This window comes from Lysinibacillus sp. NPDC097214, assembly GCF_050277945.1.
GTDB classification, from domain to species: domain Bacteria; phylum Bacillota; class Bacilli; order Bacillales_A; family Planococcaceae; genus Lysinibacillus; species Lysinibacillus xylanilyticus_B.
The window spans coordinates 138,855-159,670 of sequence record NZ_JBNNSS010000010.1 but is presented as its reverse complement, the minus strand read 5'-3'; the positions used below and the strand labels follow the sequence as shown (position 1 = coordinate 159,670).

22 protein-coding genes are annotated in these 20,816 nt (G+C 38.3%); 11 read left to right on the top strand and 11 right to left on the bottom strand.

Features of this window, described 5'->3' with window-relative positions; all coding sequences use genetic code 11:
• Nucleotides 1-90: 90 nt before the first annotated feature.
• Nucleotides 91-1,941, top strand: coding sequence for a transglycosylase domain-containing protein (locus ACQKMI_RS20320; RefSeq protein ID WP_427491848.1), 1,851 nt, complete (start codon nucleotides 91-93; stop codon nucleotides 1,939-1,941).
• A 368-nt stretch (nucleotides 1,942-2,309) separates the two neighbouring features.
• Here the strand turns inward: ACQKMI_RS20320 and ACQKMI_RS20315 are convergent, their stop codons facing one another.
• Nucleotides 2,310-2,873 (bottom strand): DUF5366 family protein, encoded by a 564-nt coding sequence (locus ACQKMI_RS20315; RefSeq protein ID WP_427491846.1) that lies wholly within the window; start codon nucleotides 2,871-2,873, stop codon nucleotides 2,310-2,312.
• Between the two features lie 154 nt (nucleotides 2,874-3,027).
• Between ACQKMI_RS20315 and ACQKMI_RS20310 the strand changes: the two genes are divergently transcribed.
• Genes ACQKMI_RS20310 through mnhG form a run of 7 tightly spaced genes read left to right on the top strand, consistent with a single transcriptional unit; the run spans nucleotide 3,028 to nucleotide 8,786 of the window.
• Entirely contained in the window at nucleotides 3,028-5,442 is a 2,415-nt protein-coding gene (locus tag ACQKMI_RS20310; protein ID WP_427491844.1) for a Na+/H+ antiporter subunit A, read from the top strand.
• Complete coding sequence (locus ACQKMI_RS20305) at nucleotides 5,429-5,851, top strand: Na(+)/H(+) antiporter subunit B (RefSeq protein ID WP_049669152.1); 423 nt, start codon at nucleotides 5,429-5,431, stop codon at nucleotides 5,849-5,851. The genes ACQKMI_RS20310 and ACQKMI_RS20305 overlap by 14 nt, the downstream gene beginning before the upstream one ends.
• Nucleotides 5,851-6,192, top strand: a complete 342-nt coding sequence (locus tag ACQKMI_RS20300) for a Na(+)/H(+) antiporter subunit C (RefSeq protein ID WP_142510534.1) — start codon at nucleotides 5,851-5,853, stop codon at nucleotides 6,190-6,192. The genes ACQKMI_RS20305 and ACQKMI_RS20300 overlap by 1 nt, the downstream gene beginning before the upstream one ends.
• The gene (locus ACQKMI_RS20295) at nucleotides 6,185-7,672 is read left to right on the top strand and encodes a Na+/H+ antiporter subunit D (RefSeq protein WP_427491842.1); all 1,488 of its coding nucleotides are present in this window, start codon (nucleotides 6,185-6,187) and stop codon (nucleotides 7,670-7,672) included. The genes ACQKMI_RS20300 and ACQKMI_RS20295 overlap by 8 nt, the downstream gene beginning before the upstream one ends.
• Before the next feature lie 4 nt (nucleotides 7,673-7,676).
• A complete protein-coding gene (locus ACQKMI_RS20290; protein ID WP_427491840.1) occupies nucleotides 7,677-8,156 on the top strand; it encodes a Na+/H+ antiporter subunit E in 480 nt (159 codons plus the stop codon).
• Complete coding sequence (locus tag ACQKMI_RS20285) at nucleotides 8,153-8,434, top strand: Na(+)/H(+) antiporter subunit F1 (RefSeq protein WP_323648090.1); 282 nt, start codon at nucleotides 8,153-8,155, stop codon at nucleotides 8,432-8,434. Before ACQKMI_RS20290 ends, ACQKMI_RS20285 begins: the two co-directional genes overlap by 4 nt.
• Nucleotides 8,418-8,786: a monovalent cation/H(+) antiporter subunit G gene (gene mnhG / locus ACQKMI_RS20280; RefSeq protein ID WP_427491838.1), complete on the top strand. Its 369-nt coding sequence runs from the start codon at nucleotides 8,418-8,420 to the stop codon at nucleotides 8,784-8,786. The genes ACQKMI_RS20285 and mnhG overlap by 17 nt, the downstream gene beginning before the upstream one ends.
• A 135-nt stretch (nucleotides 8,787-8,921) precedes the next feature.
• Here mnhG and ACQKMI_RS20275 read toward each other — a convergent pair whose 3' ends face one another.
• Entirely contained in the window at nucleotides 8,922-9,128 is a 207-nt protein-coding gene (locus ACQKMI_RS20275; RefSeq protein ID WP_079561516.1) for a hypothetical protein, read from the bottom strand.
• Between the two features lie 67 nt (nucleotides 9,129-9,195).
• Nucleotides 9,196-10,704: a leucyl aminopeptidase gene (locus ACQKMI_RS20270; RefSeq protein WP_427491836.1), complete on the bottom strand. Its 1,509-nt coding sequence runs from the start codon at nucleotides 10,702-10,704 to the stop codon at nucleotides 9,196-9,198.
• Between the two features lie 112 nt (nucleotides 10,705-10,816).
• Here ACQKMI_RS20270 and ACQKMI_RS20265 point away from each other — a divergent pair, with 112 nt between their 5' ends.
• On the top strand, nucleotides 10,817-11,299 hold the full coding sequence (locus ACQKMI_RS20265) for a divergent PAP2 family protein (RefSeq protein WP_427491834.1): 483 nt from the start codon (nucleotides 10,817-10,819) through the stop codon (nucleotides 11,297-11,299).
• A gap of 309 nt (nucleotides 11,300-11,608) precedes the next feature.
• Here ACQKMI_RS20265 and ACQKMI_RS20260 read toward each other — a convergent pair whose 3' ends face one another.
• From ACQKMI_RS20260 to ACQKMI_RS20235, 6 genes are all read right to left on the bottom strand, one after another.
• Entirely contained in the window at nucleotides 11,609-11,938 is a 330-nt protein-coding gene (locus ACQKMI_RS20260; protein WP_079561513.1) for a YuiB family protein, read from the bottom strand.
• 456 nt (nucleotides 11,939-12,394) lie between these two features.
• Nucleotides 12,395-14,188 (bottom strand): carbon starvation protein CstA, encoded by a 1,794-nt coding sequence (cstA, locus tag ACQKMI_RS20255; RefSeq protein ID WP_427491832.1) that lies wholly within the window; start codon nucleotides 14,186-14,188, stop codon nucleotides 12,395-12,397.
• A gap of 118 nt (nucleotides 14,189-14,306) precedes the next feature.
• Complete coding sequence (locus tag ACQKMI_RS20250) at nucleotides 14,307-15,053, bottom strand: LytR/AlgR family response regulator transcription factor (protein WP_427491830.1); 747 nt, start codon at nucleotides 15,051-15,053, stop codon at nucleotides 14,307-14,309.
• Between the two features lie 4 nt (nucleotides 15,054-15,057).
• Nucleotides 15,058-16,809: a LytS/YhcK type 5TM receptor domain-containing protein gene (locus tag ACQKMI_RS20245; RefSeq protein ID WP_427491880.1), complete on the bottom strand. Its 1,752-nt coding sequence runs from the start codon at nucleotides 16,807-16,809 to the stop codon at nucleotides 15,058-15,060.
• Nucleotides 16,810-16,832: 23 nt separating this feature from the next.
• Nucleotides 16,833-17,330 carry an NUDIX hydrolase gene (locus tag ACQKMI_RS20240; RefSeq protein ID WP_323648102.1) on the bottom strand — a complete coding sequence of 166 codons (498 nt, stop codon included), beginning with the start codon at nucleotides 17,328-17,330 and terminating at the stop codon, nucleotides 16,833-16,835.
• 630 nt (nucleotides 17,331-17,960) lie between these two features.
• On the bottom strand, nucleotides 17,961-18,467 hold the full coding sequence (locus ACQKMI_RS20235; protein WP_427491829.1) for a MarR family winged helix-turn-helix transcriptional regulator: 507 nt from the start codon (nucleotides 18,465-18,467) through the stop codon (nucleotides 17,961-17,963).
• Nucleotides 18,468-18,549: 82 nt separating this feature from the next.
• Between ACQKMI_RS20235 and ACQKMI_RS20230 the strand changes: the two genes are divergently transcribed.
• Nucleotides 18,550-19,041 carry a CarD family transcriptional regulator gene (locus tag ACQKMI_RS20230; protein WP_427491827.1) on the top strand — a complete coding sequence of 164 codons (492 nt, stop codon included), beginning with the start codon at nucleotides 18,550-18,552 and terminating at the stop codon, nucleotides 19,039-19,041.
• 214 nt (nucleotides 19,042-19,255) lie between these two features.
• Here ACQKMI_RS20230 and ACQKMI_RS20225 read toward each other — a convergent pair whose 3' ends face one another.
• Nucleotides 19,256-19,627: an iron-sulfur cluster assembly accessory protein gene (locus ACQKMI_RS20225; RefSeq protein WP_323648125.1), complete on the bottom strand. Its 372-nt coding sequence runs from the start codon at nucleotides 19,625-19,627 to the stop codon at nucleotides 19,256-19,258.
• A 185-nt stretch (nucleotides 19,628-19,812) separates the two neighbouring features.
• Here ACQKMI_RS20225 and ACQKMI_RS20220 point away from each other — a divergent pair, with 185 nt between their 5' ends.
• Nucleotides 19,813-20,505: a DUF2225 domain-containing protein gene (locus ACQKMI_RS20220; RefSeq protein WP_427491825.1), complete on the top strand. Its 693-nt coding sequence runs from the start codon at nucleotides 19,813-19,815 to the stop codon at nucleotides 20,503-20,505.
• A 49-nt stretch (nucleotides 20,506-20,554) separates the two neighbouring features.
• On the opposite strand, the gene ACQKMI_RS20215 is transcribed toward ACQKMI_RS20220, so the two are convergent.
• Nucleotides 20,555-20,791, bottom strand: a complete 237-nt coding sequence (locus tag ACQKMI_RS20215) for a NifU family protein (RefSeq protein WP_010857481.1) — start codon at nucleotides 20,789-20,791, stop codon at nucleotides 20,555-20,557.
• Nucleotides 20,792-20,816: the final 25 nt, after the last annotated feature.

Here is a 20,816-nt window from a genome sequence, read left to right as displayed (position 1 = left end):
CAAAAGTGCAAATAGGTCGGAACGAGTATTTGGAAACCATCCATATTATGTTATTCTTTTGAGTGACTCATATTTAGAGTGGAGGCACACATGAAAAAGGCTTTTGGTTTCATTATCATTTTACTATCCTTACCTGTCCTTTGGTGGATTAGTACAAATATTAGAACGGAAATCCATGCGGCACAAGCGCATGAGGAGCAAATCGCTAGCGCTATTCACTTACCGGAAGTTCAACCACAGCTTCCAGTAACACTTATTGATCAAAATGGTAAAACATTTAGCGAGGAATATGTCGAATGGAGGCAACCTCTCGCACTACAAGAAATCCCAAAAATTGCCCAGGAAATTTTTATCGCAAGTGAGGACGCTCATTTTTATGAGCATATCGGCTTTGACCTCAGTGCTATCATCCGTGCAGTTGTTGCTAACTCAAACACAAATTCAGCTTCTCAAGGTGCCAGCACTATTACACAGCAGCTCGTTCGTATGCGTTATTTATCCGACGAAAAAACATATGAGCGAAAATTAACAGAGGTTTTTTACTCCTATGAGCTTGAGAAAGAATTTGATAAAGACACGATTTTAACGATGTATCTAAATGAAGCCTATTTTAGCAATCAAGTTTACGGAATCGGTGGAGCAGCTACCTATTATTTTCAAAAACCACTCCAAGAATTATCTATAGCTCAAATTGCATTTATTGCGGCCATTCCAAATAACCCATCATTGTATAATCCTTTAAAGAATTTTGATAAAACAAAAGCGAGACAAGAGCGGTTATTAGATACACTCGCAACGAGCGGCGCTATAACAAAAGAAGATGCCAATACATATAAAGCTGAAACGATAACGTTACATGTAAAGAATAAAGCGCAAAGCTACCCTATGTACAGCACTTACGTCCTCCAAGAGCTTAGATGGTTAGTTGCAGAAAACGAAGGCTATTCAGATCGTCTTGCAAATACACAAAGTGAAGAAGAAAAGAAAAAAATCAAAGCGCAGCTAGACAATCGACTCAATACATTATTTCAAAATGGATTAACGATTTATACCGCGCTTAATCCAGACAAACAAGCAAATGATGAGAAAAAGATGACTGCCATTCTAGGCTCAGGCAAATTACAAGCAGCCGGAGCAGTTATTGATAATAAATCCCGTGAAGTAGTTAGTCTTTATGCGGGGAAAAACTATGAAAAGTTTGGTTATCACCGGGCCTTTCAAGGAACGCGTCAGCCAGGCTCTGCCTTTAAGCCGTTAGCGGTATACGCTCCCTTTTTTGAAACGACAGCACACACTCCTGATTCTATAGTGAGTGGTGGCAGTTATTGTGTCGGTTCATTTTGTCCACAAAACTATGGCGGCTTTAAATACGGTGATGTACCCATTCGAGTCGCATTTCAAAATAGCTACAATACATCGGCTCTTCGTCTCTTGAACACTGTCGGAATTGACACAGCTTTTAGCTACTTAGATCGCTTTCACTTCCGCTCTATCGTGGCAAAAGACCATAATTATGCTGCCTCTTTAGGAGGATTAACGTATGGTGTTACTGCACTTGAGCTAGCAGACGCCTATACAAGCTTTATAGATGGCTCATACGTACTAGCCCATAGCATCCGTAAAGTAACTGCGGCTGATGGAACAGAGCTTTACAGGTGGGATTCAGCACGCGATCAAATTTGGTCACCGAAAACCGTTAAGTATATGCGTTCAATGCTTTCAGATGTCGTTACTAAAGGTACAGGGCAAGGCGTTTATAGTAGAAGTAACTATGTCGGTGTGAAAACAGGAACAACTAACAACTATCGTGACTACTGGCTTGCAGGATTAAATGATGAATACACCGCAGCAGTCTGGCTGGGCTATGATAAGCCACAATCTATGGAGAGATTAGAAGACTATAAGATTCACCATCAACTATTTAATGTTTTACTACAGTAAATAGTCATATATCCTCAATGAAAAGGAGCAGCCCTGAGTGAAATTCATCACTCTAAGGCTGCTCCTTTCCTTGCTTTAACGTTTCTATGTATTTAATGGTTCATCACCAAAAGTTATGGATGACTTTTGTTAAAACTTCTACTATGTAAATAAGTTGATTGGAGTGGAGGCTGGGCGACTCCTCGGGGATCAGCGATAGAGGAACGAAGGCTAAAACCATCACATCCTGTGATAACGCCTTCGTGACCAACATCGTGTTGGCCCGAGACCCTGGAGCGAGCATCGCGAGTGAAGCGGCTCATCGGACGCCCCCAGGAAAGCGCCCAGCCGGAACGGAAATCAACCACACGTTTTAGTGATGATCCCATTTAATGTGCAAACGGTAAGCTTGCCAAGATGCCATTATACAATTTTAAAACAACATAAAATATTAGCGATAATAGTATTGTCCACATAAATAGCTCAAATACTAATAAGCCAATCGTTCCACCCATCGACATAAAATGACTCATTTTATAGATAAGGTAAATAAAGTAGACAAAAACAGTTAAGACAAAAATACCTACTAAAACGTAAATAAATTGAATAGCAAAGGCTGAACAGATTGCACCAACTAATAAAATGATGTATCCGCCTCGTGCTTGATGAACTGTCGCACCATCATTATCCTTTGAGAAAAATAACATTCCTAGCTCATGAATCGTTTCCCCTACTAATTTTAATGCTGAAAATAACATAAAAAAGATCCCAGCAAAGACAATTAGTAAAAAAACACGGAGTTCGAAATCAGATAAAAACTCACGCATGCCGGAATACACACCGATTGCATGAAAAACTTGCAATGATTCACTTACTGCATACATCCCAAATGTCAAACTAAACAATAAAATCGTAATTAATGGTAGATAACCATAAATATAAGGGTTTTTCATAAAAAATTTTTTCCTCTATTTTTATTGATAACTTCCTATTTATAATATATCCAAAATTCTTCCACTATCGCAAGCTAAATCCTATGCGTGCATATGCATTTCGACAAAAAGTGAGTTATAATTAACATACTTACCTGCATAAAGGAGGATTTTTTTGTTACAAGTACTTTATATTTTCATTCCAATGCTTGCTGCAATTTTTGTGCCTTTTTTATATAAACGCATTAAAAATATTCACACAGGCTGGTTTGTTCTTGCAGTACCTGCTACACTCGCGATTATTTACGCCTCTTATATCGGAAAAGTAGCAGATGGTAAAGTATTTCTTGGAGAGCTTCCTTGGATTCCATCGCTAGATATTTCCGTAGTATCTTATTTAGATGGACTTAGCTTGCTATTCTCATTGCTAATTACTGGAATTGGATCATTAGTCGTACTTTACTCTATTTTTTATTTAGACAAACATAAAGAAAAATTACATAATTTTTATGTTTACTTATTACTATTTATGACCGCGATGCTAGGAGTAGTACAGTCAGATCATTTAATTACGCTGTACTTCTTTTGGGAGCTAACATCTATTTCATCATTTTTACTGATCGGCTATTGGTATAACCGTGATGCCTCTCGCTTTGGGGCACTTAAGTCAATGATGATTACAGTCGGTGGCGGCTTAATGATGTTGGGAGGATTTATCCTTCTGTATTTAATGGGAGGAACGTATTCAATCCGTGAACTTATTGTCATGGCACCTACTTTAGTGCAGCATCCGATGTTCACTTGGTCACTCGTTTTAATACTTTTAGGTGCATTTACAAAATCTGCACAATTCCCATTCTACATTTGGTTACCAGATGCAATGGAAGCGCCAACACCAGTTAGTGCATACCTTCACTCTGCAACAATGGTAAAAGCAGGTATTTATTTAGTTGCACGCTTTACACCAATTTTCGCTGTTTCTGAACTTTGGGTATGGCTCGTTACAGGCGTAGGTATCTTAACGCTATTCTGGGGTTCGTTCTTTGCTGTGAAGCAAACAGATTTAAAAGGAATCCTTGCGTTCTCTACTGTGAGTCAGCTTGGTCTTATTATGTCATTACTCGGCGCTAGTGCTTTAGCATTTCATGGCAATGGGGCAACAGATACGATTAAATTTGCTGCCTTTGCGGCGATCTTCCACCTGATAAACCATGCAACGTTTAAAGGGAGCTTATTCATGATTGCAGGTATTGTCGATCATGAAACAGGTACACGTGATATTCGTAAGCTCGGTGGCTTAATGAGTATTATGCCGCTTAGCTTTACAGTCGCGGCAATTGGAAGCTTATCAATGGCCGGTCTACCGCCATTTAACGGCTTCTTAAGTAAGGAAATGTTTTTAACAGCAATGCTTGCACTACAAAATTTTGAATTTTTCGGCTTTGATACATGGGGAGCACTTTTCCCGATTGTCGCTTGGATTGCAAGTATTTTCACATTTGTCTATAGCTTTTATTTTGTTTTCAGAACATTTACTGGTGAATATAAACCAGAAAAATTACCTCATAAACCACACGAGGCACCGATTGGCATGCTGATTTCGCCGATGATTTTAGCTGCATTAGTCGTAACAATATTCTTTATTCCGAACCTAGTTGGGGATACTTTTGTAAAGCCCGCCGTACAAGCTATTCAGCCATTCTTATATGATTCACCAAAGGATGTTGATATTCATGTGGCGGCTTGGCATGGTGAAATTACACCTGAATTACTCATGACATTTGGCATAGTAATTATTGGGGTTCTATTATTTGTAGCATTACCAAAATGGCAGGGTATTTATCAAAAATTCCCACGATCTTTAACATTGAATAATGCATACGACAAGATAATGCTTGGACTGGACGTAGGATTAAATCGTGTATCACGTCTATATATGACGGGCTCTATGCGTCATTACCTGCTATATATGTTCAGTAGTATTGCAGCGATTGTTATAGGTTCTTTATTTGTGAAGAAGGCCTTTACGGTCTCTTTCCAAGACACTGCACCTATTAATCCTTACGAAATTATTTTAGTTGTAGTGTTAGTCATTGGAACAGCCATGACAATTTTGGCAAAGTCACGTTTAACAGCGATTATTGGTCTTGGTGCTGTCGGCTACACAGTAGCATTATTCTTCGTTATTTTTAATGCTCCTGATTTAGCATTAACACAGCTTGTCATTGAAACGATTTCTGTTGCGCTATTTTTAATGGCATTTTACCATCTACCGAAGCTTGGAAAACGAGAAGAACGGATGAGATTCCAATTAAATCGGGCGATTGTTTCAATTGCAGTCGGTGTTATGGTCACACTTGTAGCGCTATCTGCACATTCACAAAAACTGATTCCAACTATCTCGAAGTATTATGAGGAAACAGTTTATTCAAAAGCCGGCGGTGGAAACATTGTCAATGTAATCTTAGTAGACTACCGTGGCTTTGATACATTATTTGAAATTACTGTGCTAGCTATTGCCGGAATGGCCATTTTAGGAATGATTAAGCTACGCATGAATAGAAAGGAGAAATCGCATGAAAACAAATGATGTCATTATACAATTTACAACAAAAATTGTTTTCTTCATTATTTTCTTCTTCTCTATTCATATCTTTCTTGCTGGTCATTACACACCCGGAGGCGGCTTTGTCGGAGGACTTTTAACATCGAGTGCTATCGTACTCTTAGTCCTCGCCTTTGATTTAAATACGGTTCGCAAGGTTTTACCAATAAATTATACGTATTTAACTGCAATTGGCTTGCTACTAGCTCTAGCAACAGCCGCCTTCCCAATGTTTGTAGGTAAACCGTTTTTCACACATTTCTTTGATTATTTCGATTTACCGCTTCTAGGCAAACAGTCTTTACACACGGCTATGCTTTTTGATAGCGGTGTCTATTTGGTTGTTGTCGGCGTTACGATGACCATTATTCAAACGATTGGGGAGGATGAATAATGGAAATAATGATGGCGTTTGTCATAGGCTTTTTGTTTATGGCAGCGGTTTATTTAATCTTATCCAAAAGCTTATTGCGCATTATTATCGGGACAGGTCTTTTAAGTCATGGCGCTCATCTTCTCATTTTAACGATGGGCGGGCTTGGTGGAGAAGCACCACCTGTTTTAAAGGAAGGGGCAAAAACTTTTGCAGACCCATTACCACAGGCGCTAATTTTAACAGCGATTGTTATTAGCTTTGGGGTAACCGCTTTCTTCCTTGTACTTGCTTACCGTTCTTACCAAGAGCTCGAGACAGATGATATAAGCTTAATGAGAGGAAGTGATGAGGATGAATAACTTCCTTCTACTGCCCATAATCATTCCGTTTTTCTTCGGCATGATTTTGATGTTTGGGCAAAAAAACTTAAAATATCAGCGTTCATTCGCATTACTTGGTATAGGGCTCGCACTTATATCAGCCATTTCACTACTTATAAAGGTTAAAAATGATGGTATTCAAAAGTTGACGTTCGGGGATTGGCCTGTGCCGTATGGTATTACGATGGTTTCAGATATGGTGTCCGTACTACTTGTCACAACTACGCTACTGATTGCCATCTTTGTTGTTTGGTATGGCTTTGGTTCCATCACAAAGGAACGTGAACGCTTCTTCTATTATCCTGGGATCATGTTTATATTAACTGGGGTTAACGGGGCATTTACGACAGGCGATATTTTTAACCTTTTCGTGTTCTTCGAGGTATTGTTAATGGCCTCTTATTTGCTCATCGTTCTTGGGGGCGAAAAAGGACAGCTTAAAGGTTCCATTAAATATATTTTAATTAATGTTATTTCATCTGCATTATTTGTTATAACAGTTGCCTTCCTTTACTCTGTAGTAGGTACATTAAACATGGCCGATATTGCAGTAAAAATTGCTGATATTAATCAGCCAGGTATTGTTACTGTTATAGCTGTACTATTTTTAATGGTATTTGGGTTAAAAGCGGCTATTTTCCCGCTATACTTCTGGCTTCCAACTTCTTATGCGGCAGCTCCAATACCAGTGCTAACGCTATTTGGTGCACTATTAACAAAGGTTGGCATTTACGCGATTACTCGAACATATACATTGTTCTTTGTTCATGATTTATCATATACACATGATCTACTAATGGCATTTGCAATTGCAACAATTATTGCGGGCTGTATCGGTGCCCTTGCCTATCACGATGTGAAGCTCATCATTATCTACAATATTGTCATTGCTGTAGGTGTTATTTTATTCGGTGTATCTCAAATGAATGAAATCGCCCTAAAAGGTGCCATGTTCTATTTAATTCATGACATGCTTATAAAAGCAGCGCTCTTTATGTTAATAGGTATCGTAATCTACATTACAGGTACATCTGATTTACGAAAAATGGGCGGTCTTATGAATAAATATCCTGCTCTCGGTTGGTGCTATTTGATTGCGGCATTTGGTTTAGCAGGGATTCCCCCACTTAGTGGTTTCGTTGGAAAGCTGCTAATTGTTCAGGGAGGCTTTGAAGCAGGTAGTAAATGGAGTAGTATTTTTATTTTAGCTTCGTCACTTCTCGTGTTATTGTCAGTTATTCGTATTTTCCTTTATGCCTTTTGGGGTGAGGAAAAAGAAACAAAGGGTACTGTCGATAAAAAAGTCTATCGTACACTATTTGTGCCTACTGTTCTTCTAGTGCTCATTACCGTAGTGTATGGTGTTGGTTCTGAATGGATTACACCATTTATGGACGATGCAGCAAAACTATTAAGCGATCCATCTATTTATATAGATGCTGTAATGAAGGAGGATTAGAAATATGGCATTTCAAATTATTTTAAATTTTGCACTTGCCTTCGTTTGGATGTTCCTTTCTTCTAATTACACTGTAACAGGCTTTATCATCGGGTTCATTCTCGGTATTGTATTACTCATTATTATGCGTAGATTTTTTACTGCTCGTCTTTACGTCTACCGTATATGGGCAATCATTAAACTGACTTTACTCTTTTTAAAGGAGTTAGTGTTAGCGAATATACAAGTTCTTCGAGTGGTCTTAAAGCCAAAGTTAGATATGCAGCCTGCGTTCTTTGCCTATCCTACTGTTTTGACACAAGAATGGGAAATTACGTTATTATCGAGTCTCATTACGTTAACACCTGGTACTGTAGTAGTGCACGTATCAGATGATGCAAAAACTTTGTATGTACATGCAATCGACATGAGTGATGTCGATGAAGCCATTACAGCAATTCGAGATTCATTTGAGAAAGCGATTTTGGAGGTGAGTAAATCATGACAACGTTTATTATTGCTTCGATTGTAGTGATTTGCTTATCAATGATTGCAGTCATTTATCGAATGGTTAAAGGACCTTCTGCATCAGACCGTGTAGTAGCATTGGATTCATTGGGTGTATCAGTCATCTCACTAATTGCACTGTTTTCAGTATTGGTTGAAACAAGCTTCTTCCTAGAGATTATATTATTGTTAGCGATCTTATCATTTATCGGTACTGTTGCTTTCTCTAAATTCATAGAGAAAGGAGATATCATTAAACGTGACAATACTCGCTAATAGTTTAGTTTTCTTTTTCATTTCTATAGGGGTGCTATTTATTGTCGTGACAGCCATTGGTCTTGTCCGTTTACCTGATTTGTACACACGTGCTCACGCTGCTTCTAAAAGTGCAACGCTCGGTGTCATGTGCGTACTTATTGGCGTATTCTTTCACTTCTGGCTTATTGAAGATCACTTTAATCCCCGCATTTTGCTTGGTATACTGTTCCTGTTCATCACAGGTCCTGTTGGAGGGCATATTATGACTCGCTCCTCATACATTGCTGGCGTGAAGCCTTGGAAAGGCACAATACACGACGAGCTTGGACCTGAAATTGATCGGATGAAAAAGGAACAAGGCATTAAATAACTTTTATACAAGAATCTGCTCGATTTTTATTAAATCGGGCAGATCTTTTTTATACATCTTACTTAAACTACTTAGTTAGAAAAACCAGGTGTCACTTGCTGACATCTGGTTTTTTTGAGATCTATCTTGTTTGAATTAATATCTACGATGCCCTCCAAACGGTGGACCTGGTCGGAAAAATGGTGGACCCGGACGGTAAAACGGTGGAAACGGGCGGTAGAACGGCGAAAAAAATGGAGATGGGCCAAACTGTGATCCAAGAAAACTTCCTAAAAATCCTCCCAAAAATGGCCCACCAATTGGCCAAAAGCCACCTCCTGGATAACCTCCGAAGAATGTCATAAGCTTCCTCCCTTTTTTACTCTATCGTATGTAGGAGAATGCATATATCACACGTCTATCGCCTATTCTATTTTTCTTCTCCCAAACGTTGCACAAAGTTTGCTAGTGTACGCACCATCACACCTGTACCACCTTTTGGACCTAAATCATGTACAGCCATCGCATCTGAAGTTCCTGCAATATCTAAGTGAATCCATGGTGTATCACCAACAAACTCACCAACAAAGCCTCCGCCAAAAATCATGTGTCCATCACGACCAGGAGAATTATTTAAATCAGCGACATCTGATTTACGAATTCGCTTTTTATCATTTTCTGTTAAAGGCATGCGCCATACAAATTCATCTGTCTCCTGTGCAGCTTCCATGAAAGCAGCAAAGAATTCATCGTCATTAGAAAGTGCACCTGTTTTATCCATACCAAGTGCTGTAATCACTCCACCTGTTAACGTTGCAACATCGATCAGGCAAGTGGCTCCTTGTTGTTTAGCATATGTAGTAGCGTCTGCTAATACTAAGCGTCCTTCCGCATCGGTATTTAAAACTTCGACCGTCTTACCACTATATGTCGTAATAACATCATCTGGCTTAAAGGCTGTGCCAGATACCATATTATCGGTAGAGCCAATAACGGCTACGACATTTTTGTTAGGACGTAATTCACCAATAATTTTCATGGCGCCTAGCACGGCTGCCGCACCGCCCATATCGCCCTTCATGCCTACCATTGAATCTTTTGGCTTTAAGGAATAACCACCTGTATCATATGTAACTCCTTTGCCTACAAGGCCAATTGGATCGTCAAAGTCTTCAGTCGCTTTATATTTTATAGTTATTAAACGAGGTTCTTCATGGGAGCCTTGATTGACACATAAAATACCGCCCATTCCAAGCTCCTCTAATTGTGCTTTATCTAAAATTTCCACTTCAAAATCGTACTCGACTGCAAGGGACTCTGCGTAATTGGCTAAGTCTGTCGCTGTCAGTAAATTTGGTGGTAAATTAATTAAGCTACGTGCTTCATTTACAGCATCTGCATAAATAGCGCCAACCTCAAAGCTTGCCACCACTTCATCTAAATCATTAGCAGCAGTTACAAGATGAACCGCGTCAATACGTTTATCTACTTCATTTGATGTTGTTTTGTAATGAGGAATTGAATAATAACCAAGACCAGTTCCTTCACCAGCTAAAAATGCAACATCTGTTACAGTAATCGACTCTGTCGTAAACGACTCAAGCCAAATCGAATATTCTTTAATCTTTAAGGCTCTTAGTTCCTTGCCAAGCAACCCAAATGCTGCACGAACATCGTCTTCTGTTAGGTCCTTACGATCATCTAAACCAACAAATAAAATGCGTTTAAGATTTGCGTGGCCCTTCAAGAATGGCAATTTCGTCATTTTCTTTAACGCAGTAGATACATCCCCTGCACCAATCCACGCATCAATGGATTCTCCATAAAATGATGAAAAGCTTGCCCATTCCTGCATTTGTTCACGATGCTTAGGGACTCCTACTACTAACACTTCAGTAGAAATCGTTTCAAATGTTTTTGCTTCTTTTACAATATGCATGTACATTCCTCCATTCAATATTTTATTATACCTAAGTTTCAGAAAACGCGTAATATTTGGCTTTTAGAAAATAATGAATGTTATAATAAAAGCATTATAAGTGAAGGTTGTGATGATCATGAGTTTACTTCAAAATACCCCTTTACTCGTTGCCCTTTTTGCTGTTCTCTTTGCACAGTTTGTAAAAATCCCTATTCATTTTTTAATGACTCGAAAGATTGACTGGGGATTATTTACTTCCACCGGGGGTATGCCTAGTTCACACTCCGCTTCCGTAACAGGACTAACAACCTCTATAGCCTATGAAACAGGATTAGATTCCCCAATATTTGCTGTAGCCGCTATGTTTTCATTTATCGTCATGTATGATGCGAGTGGGGTACGTTTTCAGGCAGGTCAGCATGCAGCAGTATTAAATCAACTACGGAAGGACTTTGAAACATTGCTTCATGATTTAAAAAAATGGCCGCAAATGGATGGGCAAGAGAAAATGGAGGAGCTTAAAACATTACTAGGCCATAAACGGAGTGAGGTATTTTTTGGAGCATTAACAGGAATTTTTATCGCCATCATCACATACCAGTTTCTTTTGTAACAATAGACACATCCTCATGTCGAGGCTGTGTTTTTTTGTTTATCGGAAACTTTTCAAGATTTATCGGAAACATTCAATAAAAAAATCAGCGGATGCTGGACACCCGCTGAAAGAAGATCAATTATGCCTCGGCATAATTGCGTCCGGAATCGGCTTTGTGCACGCACAAAGAACTCCTTTCCGATTCCGTGACATCCGCCGGAGGCTTTGGGCCAACACGACGTTGGTCACTCAGTCGTTGCCACAGGACGTGGCGTTATTAGACTGAGTTCCTCTATTTCACGGATGCTTGATACCCGCTGAAAGAAGTTAAAACATTCGATAACCACTTTTACGTAAATAAATCATGACAATTCCCGCAACAATTGAACCGGCAAAGCCACCAGATAAGATGGACACATCTACAAGGTGCAGTGCCTGTAACTTATCTAAAAGTGCTGGAAATGCAGAACCTGGCTTGAAAATATAATCTAAAAAGCTTACATCATCGACAATAAAGATAACAACAATTGGATACACGATTGCCATTAACCATGTCATTCGCAGAAGCATATTCAATAAAAATCCAATACCAAAGAACATAACGAAAAATAACAAAATTGAAATGATTAACTGTACTAATGAAACTGGACCATCCATGTATGTATAACCTCCGTTTTCCTCTCATTAGTTTACATGATTACTACAACGCTTTCAATGAACATATCCTTGATTTCGCTTGTTCGTCATATTTAGGAATCATCACCATAGCGTGTGGTTGATCTCCGTTCCGACTGGGCGCTTTGCCGCTGACGCTTCGCTTTCGCGCAGAGCAGAGCTTCCTGGGGGCGTCCGATGAGCCGCTTCACTCGCGTTGCTCGCTCCAGGGTCTCGGGCCAACACGATGTTGGTCACGAAGGCGTTATCACAGGACGTGATGATTTTAGCCTTCGTTCCTCTATCGCTAATCCCCGAGGAGTCGCCCAGTCGGAACGAAAATCAACTATTTATGGCATATATTTTAACAAATGCCATCCACAACTTTTGATGATGAACCATATAAAAAACTATTGAAAACTAGTATACAACTAATTTTCAATAGTTTCTTGCTGTTCATTATGAAGCTGTTTGTGATAATAAAAACTTTGGTGACTTCCAAAGCTCTGCCCATTTTTTAATGGCAGCAATAACAATGATAAAGCCTAAAACTAACATAATGACAGACAATACACCATTTAACATATTGTAACCAGCAGATGCTGTATTCCAATACACATTTTTAATCATCCAATAGCCTGCTACGTTTACAGTAACATATAAATAGGCTAATGGGATAAAGCATGTTAAGGCGTAGATTCGCTTATCAGCAACTTTTAATACTATTGTTACACCACATACTAAACCGATTGTCGCCATCAACTGATTTGAAACGCCGAATAATACCCAAATCGAACTAATATCTCCTGAATACAATAAGTATCCCCACATGAAGCATGCAAGTGCACTTGCAAAGATTGTACCTGGAAGCCAATTTGTACGCTTCAGCGGCTTGTATACATTGCCGCCAAAATCTTGGATTAAATAGCGCGCTACACGTGTCCCAGCATCAATAGCCGTTAAAATAAAGACCGCTTCAAACATGATCACGAATTGATAGAAATAAGAAGACAGTTCAGCAAACCAAGGAATCCCTGTGAAAATATCCGTCATCCCAACTGCAAGCGTAACCGCTCCTCCTGTACGTCCTTCTAAATCCATCCCAATACGTTCAGCTAATGCATGTAAATGAACCGGCTCCATTCCTAATGTAGCAAAGACTGCTGGGGCTGAATTAATCGCAAAGTAATCTGCAGGATGAAGGGCTGTTGCTGCAATTAAAGCCATTACACCTACTAAAGATTCTACGAGCATCGCACCAAAACCAACGATACGAATATCTTCCCAGCGATCAATCATTTTCGGCGTTGTCCCAGAGCCTACGAAAGCATGGAAACCAGAAATAGCCCCACAGGCAATTGTGATAGAAACGAATGGCCATACCGGACCAGCAATTACTGGACCACCACCATGAATAAACTCTGTAATCGGTGGGAATTGAATAACTGGGTTAACGAAAAAGACCCCGATGATTAATGCAATAAACACGCCAATTTTCATGAAACTACTTAAATAATCACGCGGCGCTAATAAGAGCCACACAGGTAATGCCGCCGCAAAGAATGCATAGATAGGTAGAATAATAGCTAAAGTATCACGGTCAAACGTTAAAAAATCACCAAATGCCGTTCCTTGAATCATCGGTCCAATAAATACACCGATCATCAATAAAATAAAGCCAACTGTCGAGGTAACAATTAAATTTCCTGTTTTACGATAAGCAATACCAACAAGCATCGCTATTGGAATAGTAATCCCTACCGCAAAAGTTCCCCATGGATTTCGCTCTAACGCACCAAGGACAACCATCGATAGCCCGGCCATTGTAATTGTAATAATAAATAGCATGGCAAGGCCTGTACAGAATCCTGCAACAGGTCCTAATTCCTTCTTCATGACCTCTGATAACGACTTTCCACCATGGCGCATAGAAGCGAATAACACTACTGCATCATGTACTGCACCACCGATTACCGCGCCAATTAACAGCCAAAGGAGCCCAGGCAAATAGCCAAATTGTGCAGCTAAAATAGGTCCGACTAACGGTCCAGCTGCTGCAATCGCAGCAAAATGATGCCCAAATGTTACCCATTTATTCGTCGGAACATAGTCTTTACCATCCTCCATAGCGTGTGCTGGGGTGGGCGTATCATCTTTTATCTTAAGTACCTTCTTTGTGAAAAATATGCCATATAAACGATAGCTAATCATCAGTACACAAATGGAACCTATTACAATTGTAATAGCATTCATGTTATCACTCCTTTTACGTTTTCCACATCATAGCAAATGAATTGAACAATTATTCATAAAATTCACCGAAATGTCAGAATTCCAAGTTGAAAGGGAGTTTTCTACTGTTGAAATGCAGTTATTTTGATAGCTGAAATATCTTTCGCACATCCTTCATATAAAGTCTGCTGACAGGTATCGAATGCCTATTATGCAAAATCAAATTGTACTTTGAGCTACTCCAAGGCTCGAGCTCTTCAATATGCTCTAGATTAACGATAAATGCCCGATGGACACGCACAAAACCTTTTAAAGTAAGTTTATTCTCCAAAGCAGCTAATGACTCTGAAGCAAAATATCTCCCATTCTCAGTGACCACAATCGTCTTACTATCTTCAGATGTACAATATAAAATTTCTTGAATTTTAATAAGTAAAATCCGATCATTCACATAAACTGTTAATTTATCAAGCTTGTCCAATTGTAAATCCTTTAATTTTTCCATCGTATTAGCCTGCGTTGCTCTTCTTTTAGCCACTAGCTTTTCAACGGCACTTTGGACACGCTCTGGCTCAAATGGTTTCAAAATATAATCAAAGGCGTTCACTTCGAATGCCTGCAATGCATACTCATCATAAGCAGTAGCAAAAATAATTTCAGGTTTACGTATGCTTTGTTGCAGTTGTTTTGCCAATTCAAGGCCATTGTTTACGCCTAGCTGTATATCTAAAAACACACAATCAATCTGCTCAAACTGTGGATCCAACAGTATTTCCTCCAGATCCTCCGATTCACCAATGATCTGAACTAACTTTGTTTGCTCCAATAAATATCGCAATTCAGCCCTTGCTAACGGTTCATCATCTACAATATAGACATTTAACATTACTCTACTCCCATCTTGTGGCTTTTAATGGCAGCTGTATCATAATTTTCGTGCCAACATCCAGCCTACTTGAAATATGAAAATCTGCCTCAGTTCCATAAATTTCATGAATACGCTGATAAATATTCCATAAGGCTGTCCCGGTTCCTTGTTCGGATTGCATGATCGTTTTGCCAAGCTGTTTAATCTGCTCTTTTCTCATCCCACAGCCATTGTCCTCTGTTAACAGTAATAACTTATTATTGATTCGTTGCACCTTTACGTCGATTTTGCCTTCTTTACGATTTTTAAAGGCATGATAAATGGCATTTTCAACAAGTGGCTGTAAGGTAAATGGAGGGATTTGTACGTCAAACAATGATTCATCCAAGTGAAAATTCACATCGTAGCGGTTTGGAAATCTTTTTTGTTCAATCGACAAATAAGCCTCCACATGATCAATTTCATTTTTTAATGGAATCAGCATTTGACGAGCTCCCTGCAAATTACTTCTGAAAAACGTACTAAGCTTTATCAATAATGCTCTAGCCTCATCAGCATCCGTTCGGATCAGACTTGAAATAGTATTGAGACTATTAAAAAAGAAATGAGGATGAACCTGCGCTTGTAGCGCTTTAATTTCGGCATCCTTTAATAACTTTCTTTGCTGCTCAATTTCAGCATATTCAAGCTGCGAGGAAAATAGTCGACTGAGGCCCTCAGCAAGCTCCTTTTTCGCACCTGTTAATGAAGAAACACTGATAAAATATAGCTTTAAAGTACCTACCGTTTTATGCTGTACTTTTAATGGTAAAACAATCGCAGCACTTAACGGACAATCTTCATGTGGACAATTGATTTCTTTTGCGGATGCCGCTGTAGTAATGCGTCCTTCTACTAACACTCGCTTCGTTAAAGCTGTTATTATTTCTTGATGAATGACGTGATGATCCTCGCCTACTCCTACATGTGCTAAAATTCCATTTGTATCTGTAATCGCGACTGCATCAACTTTAATCTCTCTTTTAATAATCTCCGCAACCGTTCGGCACGATTCTTCATTTAACCCTTTCCGAAAATGTTCAATTGTTTGTTGAGCAATAGAAAAGGCTTGGTGTGTTTGTAATGCTTTTGTGCGCTCTTCCTCATCAATAAAAGTTTTAATAATAATGAAAAATATCAAAATCCCAAAGGCATTCATAAAAATCATCGGTAGCGCTATTAAAGAAACTAATTGCAAAGCTTGTTCAAATGGTTTTGCGACTATTAAAATAACAATCATTTGTAAAGTCTCTGCACAAATTCCGATGATAACAGCTTTTTTATAGGAGAAGGTTTGACGTATTTTTAATTGCTTACTTAAACCACCTGTTATGAATCCTGCTAGTATTGTCGAAATACCACAGGCAACCGCTGTAAAACCGCCAAGGGTAACACGATGAATCCCTGCAATAACCCCCACGCTAACGCCAACAAGTGGCCCACCAAAAATACCAGCAATAGCTACGCCAATTAGCCTCGTATTTGCAATGGCTTCCTCTGCATTTATAGTGCTATGTATCATTTGATTTAAAGGATTAATGGCACCACTTTCGATTTTTATCCCTGTATAACTGCTAACTATACTTAAAGCACTAAAAATAATAATAAGCCAAACCTTTTCCTTAACCCCTTGATCCTGGAATAACACTCCCCGAAAGAGCCGCCATCTTGACATTAAAAAGGCAAACACAATGATTAGCCCTACACGCTCTAACATAAACAAAAATAGCTCCATCATAGGTCCCCTCCTCTGTCACTTTATTTTTTAAAGAACAATTTATAAGAAGAATAGCCAAAGACATCTCCTGGATTAATACCTTCTATCCCCTCTAATTGGTGCTTTTCAAATTGGTTAGATGCCATTTCCTTTAACATCACTGATGTCATCTCATCTTGAGCTAGCTCCTTTGGATACATCCATTTCGCTTCTAATAATTCTTTTTCCTGAAGACAAATCTTCTGTTGCTCATCTTTCATCCGACAATAAAATATCGCCATATTATCACTAATGTCACCACGAATCACACCCGTTCGAAAGCCAATTAAGCCTGATACATAGCAATCAATTCCCGTTTCTTCTTTTAATTCACGAACAACAGCCTCATCAACTGTTTCACCCGCATTGACAAAACCAGCCGGCAATGACCATCTTCCCTTTAATCCGCTATATGCCTTTTTAACAACTAGCCATTGGCCTAACTCATTTACAGTTACCCCCGCAACACCCAACCAAACTTTTCCTCTATCTTTTTTCATATTCTTCACCTCTATATCACTATTATAACGGCCTATTTTCCATATATAGAAGTATTAATTCAGAATTTTATGGTTACTCCACACTCTCGGTCATAAAATACACATGTACGCCAATTTTATATAGATATAACACTGATACAAATGACAGGACCATCACCATAACGTGTGGTTGATTTCCGTTCCGACTGGGCGCTTTGTCGCTGCCGCTTCGCTTTCGCACAGATAAAACAATTGTTGTTGCTGTCGCTACGCTTTCGCACTGATAAAACAATTGCTGTCGCTACGCTTTCGCACAGAGCAAAGCTTCCTGGGGGCGTCCGAGGAGTCGCCCAATCGGAACGAAGATCAACTTCAATATATGGCATGCGTTTTAACAAATATCATCCACAACTTTTGGTGACCATAAAACGACAGAGTATTCAATTGTTTTACAGAAGGAGGATTATGTTAAACGAATTATCATCTAGAGTGGGAATCTTTTACTGAAAGAAGTTAAAAAGCCTCTTCCGTAATGGAGAGGCTTGCAAACTTTTCCTAAGGTAGCAATTAGTCTATTCGCTAAAAAAATAGTATCTTTTTTATTTCATACGCTATTTTGAATTTCCTTTAGCATCACGGGATCATCAAATATTATGCTTCCAATTGCTCCATATTCCAATTAAGCTTTAATATATTTTTTAAATTGTTTACTTGATCTTCTCCTATAGTATTAATTAGTTGCTGTTCAATTTCAGCTTTATAACATTCGTTCTTTTCAAAACATTCTTGACCAAATTCAGTCATACGAATTGCTTTATGTTTTTTACTATGTTCGACATCAGTAACCTTCACTAATCCTTTTGCTTCCAAACTTTTTATAATTTTATGGGTTGCTTGTCTTGTAAATTCAACACCCTTAGCAACGTCTGAAATCATAAGTTGTTTTTTATAAATTATCCCCAAAATACACCATTCTGAGTTTGAAATATAAATAGTATGATGTTTATTCCACTTCTCTTCAGCAAGTCGTCGAAGTAGTTCGTGACGTTCGCTCAACAAGTCAATTACATCTCGATTCTGCAATTCGTCCTTCAACTGGTTCACCTTCATTCTATATTTTTCGTTATTAATATACAAAAAAACAACAGCAATCGTCAATCAAGTTGACAAAATTCTTTTAATTGCTTATAATTAATTTAGTCAACTAAGTTGACAATATAGTTTGTTGGAGGGAATATACATGTACAATGTTGGCGATGTAGTCATTTATTCATCACATGGACTTTGTTCTATTAAAGATATTTGTGAACAAACCTTTAACGACATTACAAAAACATATTACGTTTTACAACCACTAAATGAACCACAATTAGTCATTCGTACCCCTATTGACAATTCAAAAAAACATCTTAGAGACATTATTAAAAAAGAAGAAGCACTCAATATTTTACATTCATTTACAACACCTGGTGTGGAATGGATTGAACAAAACACTCATCGATCAAGATTTCATCTAGAAATAATTAAATCCGGTAATCGCCAAAAACAAGCAAACCTTTTAAACACATTGTTACGAAAAAAGCTCGAATATAGTGCGGTTGAAAAAAAATTCCCTAACCAAGAAGAGAAATTACTGCAATCTTTACAAGAGAACATTTTTTCAGAGTTCTCCATAGCTCTTAATAAATCATCCGATGAAATTTATGAATATGTATTAACACAGCTTCACTAGCAGTGAAATATGGGTACATTAATAAGGCCACGATTAGAAATAATCGTGGCCTATTTTTTAAAAAGAAATATAAAAAGGTTCTGCTCCATTGTTTAAGCAATATGATAATTCGTGTTTGCTATAAAAAAGCCTCCTTCATTCACCATGTTTTACAACATCATAAATCAAAGAAGCTTATTATTTGGAGCCCATTAATGAGCTTTTTGTTTAGTTTTTAGTCACAAATCTCAGGCGTACCTTCACGTTTTGCTGTTTTGAAAGACGTGCCACAGCCGCATGATGCGATAGCATTTGGATTATCGATCGTGAACCCACCGCCCATTAGCGATTGTTTATAGTCAATTTTTGTCCCCATTATAATCGGCGCATCTTCACGGGAAACAAGAACTGTTAAACCATGTTGTACATCTTCAAAATCATCTTCTTTTTTCTCTTGATCAAAATGCATACCGTATGATAGGCCACTGCATCCGCCACCATTAACAACTACACGTAAAAACGAACCTCGCTCTTCATTGTTCTCCATCATTTCATTGATATGAAAGACAGCCGCTTCAGTAACTTCAATTACTTGCTTACTTGTCATCCCAATCACCTTCCTTCTTATTTATTATCATATCAATTTTGACTATTGTATGACAAACATTCAGCTCCAAGAGGATTATTAGCAAAAATTCTAATATTTTTCACATTAATAGTATTTTTTATTCACGTTTATAAAATGTACATTGGTATAATAGTTATAATAAGTCAATGAAAGAGGTATCAAATATGGAGATTTCACCTTATTACGAAAAAAAAATTCACTGTCTTCATTGTAAAAAAGAATTTCCAACATTAAAAGTACGCTCTAAATTCATTAAAGTAGATCATACAGAAACAGATTTTCATCCTATTTATGCAGATGGTGTAAACGCCCTTTATTATAATGTATTTGTTTGTGAGCATTGCGGATTTTCATTTACAGAAGACTTTTCAAAGTATTTTGCCCCAGGCACGCAAGATGAAATTCGTACGCAAATTACAGAAAAGTGGGTACACCATGATTTCAAGGGAGAACGTACTGTATTCCAAGCAATACAAGCTTATAAATTAACGTTCCTTTGCGGTACGATAAAAAAAGAAAAATTTGTCGCTATAGCTGGTCTTACATTACGTCTTGCATGGCTATATCGTTCACTAAAAAACGAAGGCCAAGAGCAACGTTTTATGACAATGGCCCGAGATTACTATATGGATTCTTATTCAAATGAGGATTACAGCTCCACTCAAATGTCAGATGTACGAATTATGTATATGATTGCTGAACTATCACGACGTATCGGTGATTTAGAGAATGCTACTCGCTTCTTTTCAAAGGTCATTGAAAAGCAAAGTATAGGTGGCGAGGCAAAGATCATTGATATGGCTAAGGAACAATGGGCTATTATTCGAGAAGAAAAAGAACAAGCTCGCCAAGTGTAAGAAAAAAAGTTCTAGCCTGAATGAATCAGCTAGAACTTTTTTAGTCGTTTTAGAATACTTGCTCTACTTCAATAATACCTGGTACTTCTTCTAATAATGCGCGTTCAATACCAGCCTTAAGTGTAATTGTTGAACTTGGGCAACTACCACATGCACCTAATAAACGTAATTTTACAATGCCGTCTTCTACATCTACTAATTCACAGTCTCCACCGTCACGTAGTAAGAATGGGCGTAATTTATCTAATACCTCTTGAACTTGATCGTTAATTGTTGCTTCTGCCATTTGTCTCGACTCCTTTCCTTATAAT